General features: G+C 70.3%; 7 protein-coding genes. 3 read left to right on the top strand and 4 right to left on the bottom strand.

Annotated elements, in window-relative coordinates:
* The 3 genes from WDW90_RS35015 to WDW90_RS35005 form a co-directional block, all read right to left on the bottom strand.
* Positions 1–249: NAD-dependent epimerase/dehydratase family protein (locus tag WDW90_RS35015; protein WP_336488170.1), on the bottom strand; the 249-nt coding region annotated here is incomplete at its 3' end.
* 125 nt (positions 250–374) lie between these two features.
* The gene (gene rfbC, locus WDW90_RS35010; RefSeq protein WP_336492336.1) at positions 375–926 is read right to left on the bottom strand and encodes a dTDP-4-dehydrorhamnose 3,5-epimerase; all 552 of its coding nucleotides are present in this window, start codon (positions 924–926) and stop codon (positions 375–377) included.
* Between the two features lie 256 nt (positions 927–1,182).
* Complete coding sequence (locus tag WDW90_RS35005; protein ID WP_336492335.1) at positions 1,183–1,638, bottom strand: hypothetical protein; 456 nt, start codon at positions 1,636–1,638, stop codon at positions 1,183–1,185.
* A gap of 285 nt (positions 1,639–1,923) precedes the next feature.
* Here WDW90_RS35005 and gmd point away from each other — a divergent pair, with 285 nt between their 5' ends.
* Positions 1,924–2,901 (top strand): GDP-mannose 4,6-dehydratase, encoded by a 978-nt coding sequence (gene gmd, locus WDW90_RS35000; RefSeq protein ID WP_336492334.1) that lies wholly within the window; start codon positions 1,924–1,926, stop codon positions 2,899–2,901.
* A 39-nt stretch (positions 2,902–2,940) separates the two neighbouring features.
* Complete coding sequence (locus WDW90_RS34995; RefSeq protein ID WP_336492333.1) at positions 2,941–3,915, top strand: GDP-mannose 4,6-dehydratase; 975 nt, start codon at positions 2,941–2,943, stop codon at positions 3,913–3,915.
* A 33-nt stretch (positions 3,916–3,948) separates the two neighbouring features.
* Here WDW90_RS34995 and WDW90_RS34990 read toward each other — a convergent pair whose 3' ends face one another.
* The gene (locus WDW90_RS34990) at positions 3,949–4,428 is read right to left on the bottom strand and encodes a hypothetical protein (protein ID WP_336492332.1); all 480 of its coding nucleotides are present in this window, start codon (positions 4,426–4,428) and stop codon (positions 3,949–3,951) included.
* A 232-nt stretch (positions 4,429–4,660) separates the two neighbouring features.
* On the opposite strand from WDW90_RS34990, the gene WDW90_RS34985 reads away from it, so the two are divergent.
* A partial coding sequence (locus tag WDW90_RS34985; RefSeq protein WP_336489759.1) for a sugar phosphate nucleotidyltransferase occupies positions 4,661–4,759 on the top strand: 99 nt, incomplete at its 3' end.

Here is a 4,759-nt window from a genome sequence, read left to right as displayed (position 1 = left end):
CTCGGCGGCCAGATGCATCACGGCTTGCGGCGCGAACTCCGCGAAAGCGGCGCCGACGGCGCGCGGATCGCAGATGTCGGCCTCGACGAGGCGATGGCGCGGGTTGCCCGAGAGCGGGGCCAGCGAGGCCGGGTTGGCCGCGTAGGTGAGCGCGTCGAGCGTCAGCACCTCATGACCGAGGGCCTCGACGAGGTGCAGGACAAGGGCCGAGCCGATGAAGCCGCAGCCCCCGGTCACCAGAATGCGCATGGGCGTTGAACTCCTCGGGCGATGTCCGTCTATCCGAAGCCCGCTAACGTGAGGAAAATGCGGCTCATCAAAAATGCCGGGTTGAAACGTATCAGTTCGGCCAAGTCCCCATCGATCTGTCGGCTTCAGAACTGGTCGGGCAGCGCGGCGAGGCGGGGAGCGGCCTGATCCTTGCCAGACAGGATGGCCGAATCCGCGTCGACGGGCCAGGCTATGCCGATCTCGGGGTCGTTCCAGAGCAGGGAACGATCGTGCTCGGGGCTGTAATAGGCATCGACCTTGTAGGCCACCATGGTGTCCGGCTCGAGCGTGCAGAAGCCATGGGCGAAGCCGGGCGGCACGAAGAGCTGCTCGCCGCCCTGCGCGTCGAGGCGGACGGCCACGTGCCGGCCGAAGGTCGGCGAGCCGCGCCGCAGGTCGACCGCGACGTCCAGGATGCTGCCCGCCAGCACGCGCACGAGCTTGGCCTGGGCCATCGGCGCCACCTGGAAATGCAGGCCGCGCACGGTGCCGGCCGGGGCGGAGAAGGATTGGTTGTCCTGCACGAAGGCGTTGCCGATGCCGGCCTGCGCCAGGATGTCGGCCCGGAAGGTCTCGGAGAACCAGCCGCGCTCGTCGCCGAAGCGCCGCGGCACGACCCGCTTCACCGCCGGGATCTCGGTGGCCGTCACCTGCATCGCCTGGTCCTTCGCGTCGCGTTTGTTTCGTGCGCAGCGAGAGACCCCGCCGTGCGGTCGCATGCGTGCGCTCGCCATCTCCGGCGCTACCGTCGATTGTCAAGGGGCAGCGGCTTCCCGGGATCGCGGCCGAGAGTTCTCCGGGGGTTCGCTGCGCCGCCGGGCGGAGAGCTCGGGAGAACCTCACGGAGCTGCCGCTGCGCCGTCGCGTGCAGAGAGGGAGAACGCCCGCCGGTCGGGAGCTTTGCGCGGTGATCTACGTCGCGTCCCGCGGACCGCCGAAGGCCCCCTGCGCGATCGTGAGCGCCTGCACCACGGCCGGCCCGACATAGTCGGCGATGCCGATCCCCTCCTCGGTATCCGGAAAGCCGCCGACGAAGTGGGGCTCGCGCTCGGTGCGGCTCACGACGGCGACGTGGGTAAGGCCGAGGCTGACGTCGCTGCGCACCACCCGCACCACCCGGAACGGTCCGACCTGCCCGTAGAGCTGCACCTCCAGATACACTTCCCTCGGAAGCGCCTGGCCCGGCGGCCGTGCCGGCTCGAACGGCTGCGCGCCCATCTCCGACGCGACTTGGCCGATCGACAGACCTTCGGCCCGCGCGATCGCCTCGAGTTGCTGGCGCGCGGCCGCCTTCTCGCCGGGATTGTCCGTGCTGTCGTGCAGCGCGCGGATCTTTGCAAACTTCTCGAAGCTCACGAGCCTCGTCATCACGGCTTTCCCGAACTGTCTCTGTACCGGAGTGAACGCCGTCGAGGGGAGGCCACAAGCTGCGGCGCGATGCAACCCCGTTCCGGCCACGGCCCTGTGCGCGCCGTCATGTCAGGCCGCGTCGCGGAAGCCTTGGCCGGAAGTCTTGGCCGGGAGCCTTGGCCGGGCTGCGCGCGCGGCGCGGCGCGCATCCGCGGACCGAACTTTGACGTTCGGGCCCGCGGTCTGTATCGCCTCGTCAGCCTCGCTTGCGAACGCCCCCTCAGACCGACTGCAGAGCATTTCATGAAGAAGGCCTTGATCACCGGCATCACCGGTCAGGACGGCGCCTATCTGGCCCAGCTCCTTCATCAGAAGGGCTACGCGGTCCACGGCCTCGTGCGCCGCTCGAGCACCACCGACGTCAACGATCTGCGCCTGCGCTGGCTCGGCATCGTCGACGACGTGACGCTCGTGGACGGCGATCTGTCGGACCTGTCGAGCCTGATGCGGGTGGTGCGCAGCGTCCAACCGGACGAGGTCTACAACCTGGCCGCGCAGTCCTTCGTCAAGACGTCCTGGCAGCAGCCGCTGCTGACCGGCGCGATCACGGGCCTCGGCTGCGCCAACGTGCTGGAAGCGGTGCGGATCGAGAAGCCGGATGCCCGCTTCTACCAAGCCTCGTCCTCGGAGATGTACGGCCTGATCCAGGAGCCGATGCAGAGCGAGACGACGCCGTTCTACCCGCGCTCGCCCTACGCCGCGGCCAAGCTCTACGGCCACTGGATGACCGTGAACTACCGCGAGAGCTTCGGCCTGCACGCCTCGAGCGGCATCCTGTTCAACCACGAGAGCCCGTTGCGCGGCATCGAGTTCGTCACCCGCAAGGTCACGGACGGGGTCGCCCGGATCAAGCTCGGCCTCGGCCACGAGCTGCGCCTCGGCAACATCGACGCCAAGCGCGACTGGGGCCATGCGCGCGACTACGTGCGGGCCATGTGGCTGATGCTGCAGCAGGACGTGGCGGACGACTACGTGGTGGCGACCGGCCGCACCGTCACGGTGCGCGACATGTGCCGCATCGCCTTCGAGCATGTCGGCCTGTCGATGGAGAAGCATCTCGTCATCGATCCCGACCTGTTCCGCCCCGCCGAGGTCGACGTGCTGCTCGGCAACCCCGGCAAGGCCAAGGCCAAGCTCGGCTGGGAGCCCGAGACCACGCTCGAGGAGATGATCCGCGAGATGGTCGATGCCGACCTGAAGCGTCTCTCCAGCGTCCGCTGACGGCGGCGCGGCCCATCGACGGATCGGCGGGAACGGGCAATGGCGGAGCGCATCCTCGTCACCGGCGCCAACGGCTTCGTCGGGCGCCACCTTCTGGCCGCGCTCGCCGAGCGCGGAGAGGCGGGCGCCCGCGTCTTCGCCGGGCGGCAGACGGGTGCTGCCGGGTCCATCGACCAGGGCGAGGCGATCGCCCTCGACGTCACCGATGCCGCGCAGGTGCGTTCGGCCGTGAAGGCCGTTCAACCGAGCGTGGTGGTGCACCTCGCGGCGATCGCGGCCCTGCAGGAGGCCCGTCTCGATCCGGAGCGCACCTTCCGAGTGAACCTTCAGGGCACGATGCATCTCGCCTCCGCCGTCCTGCGGGAGGCGCCCGGTGCACGCTTCCTCTTCGTCGGGACTTCGGAAGTCTACGGCGGCACCTTCAAGAGCCACACGGGCCCCCTCGACGAGGGCGCGCTTCTCGACCCGACGAACCCCTACGCCGCCTCGAAGGCCGCCGCCGACCTCCTGATCGGCCAGATGGCGCGAGACGGGCTGAACGCGGTGCGGCTCCGACCGTTCAACCACACCGGTCCGGGACAGTCGGAGGCTTTCGTGGTGCCGGCCTTCGCCGCCCAGGTCGCCCGCATCGAGGCCGGCCGCCAGGAACCCGTCCTGCGGGTCGGCAACCTCGACGCGCTTCGCGACTTCCTCGACGTGCGCGACGTGGCCGATGCCTATCTGCGGGCGATCTTCGCGCCCGCCATCGGCGGCGGCACGATCCTCAACATCGCGTCGGGCGTGCCGCGCCGGATCGGAGAGGCGCTCGACGGACTCCGGGCTCTCGCGCGGGTCGACATCCGCGTCGAGCCCGATCCCACCCGCATGCGGCCGAACGATACTCCGCTCGCGATCGGCGACGCGTCGCGGGCACGCGCCAGCCTCGGCTGGACACCCCGCATCGCCTGGGAGACCACGCTCGCGGACACGCTCGACCACTGGCGCAAGATGGTTGCGTACGGGCAGGCCGGCTGACGTTTCAGCCGGCAGCCGCGACGCGCCCCGCGCTCAGCATTGCGAGCAGATCGTCCCGACCGCGCTGCGACCGCGCGATTCGAGGCTGCGCAGCGTCGCCTCGCTGTCCGCGACCGGATCCGGAGCCGTGCGCGACCGGGCCGAGCGCGGGGGCTTTCCGGCGACGCTCGCCGTGCCGGTCGGGTCCGCGCCGGCGATCGGCGCGGTTGCCGCCCGCGCCGCCGGCATCAGGCCGGTGGGCCGATCGAGTTCCTTGAAGTCGACGGGCGGCCGCTGCTGCCAGCGGATCCGGGCCGCCGCCGAGCGGTCCAGCGTCGCGAGCGGATCGACGCCCGCATGGCGTGCCGGCTTGGCCGCGGTCGCGGGCGTGTCGACGACCGGCGCATCGCCCTCGGCGGCCGGGATGGCGGCCACCTGCGTCTGACCCACGGGCAGGAGATGCGAGCAACCGCTGACGAGAAGGGCGCTCAGCGCCCCCAGCAAGACATGTTTCGCCACCTGGCCCCCGAACATCGCGTGACGCGCCCGCTCCGCGACGGGCAATCTACGTAGAGACCGTACGCTCCGCCGGCGGGGGCAGCAAGCGGACGCCGCCGATTCCGGATCGCCCGGCAGGCCAATCGCGGCCGGACGGAGGGAACGCTCGATGCCTTGTCAGGACGGCTCCATCGGCTACAGAGCAGAATTTCAAGGTCGAAGGCGCGCCTCGAGCGCGGCGCCGACGACGTCCACGACGTGAGGAAGCATGTCGGAGAGTGGCGCGGGCTTGATTTATCCTGTGATCCTGTGCGGGGGGTCTGGCACGCGGCTTTGGCCGGCCTCGCGGGAGAGCATGCCCAAGCAG

This window comes from Methylobacterium nigriterrae (assembly GCF_037106235.1).
Classification (GTDB): domain Bacteria; phylum Pseudomonadota; class Alphaproteobacteria; order Rhizobiales; family Beijerinckiaceae; genus Methylobacterium; species Methylobacterium nigriterrae.
This window is presented reverse-complemented; position numbering and strand designations above follow the sequence as displayed.

Bases quoted from the DNA above. Each gene is read 5' to 3' on its own strand.
- WDW90_RS35005 (WP_336492335.1), bottom strand. From the start codon at position 1,638: ATGACGAGGCTCGTGAGCTTCGAGAAGTTTGCAAAGATCCGCGCGCTG.
- WDW90_RS34990 (WP_336492332.1), bottom strand. From the start codon at position 4,428: ATGTTCGGGGGCCAGGTGGCGAAACATGTCTTGCTGGGGGCGCTGAGC.
- gmd (WP_336492334.1), top strand. From the start codon at position 1,924: ATGAAGAAGGCCTTGATCACCGGCATCACCGGTCAGGACGGCGCCTAT.
- rfbC (WP_336492336.1), bottom strand. From the start codon at position 926: ATGCAGGTGACGGCCACCGAGATCCCGGCGGTGAAGCGGGTCGTGCCG.
- WDW90_RS34995 (WP_336492333.1), top strand. From the start codon at position 2,941: ATGGCGGAGCGCATCCTCGTCACCGGCGCCAACGGCTTCGTCGGGCGC.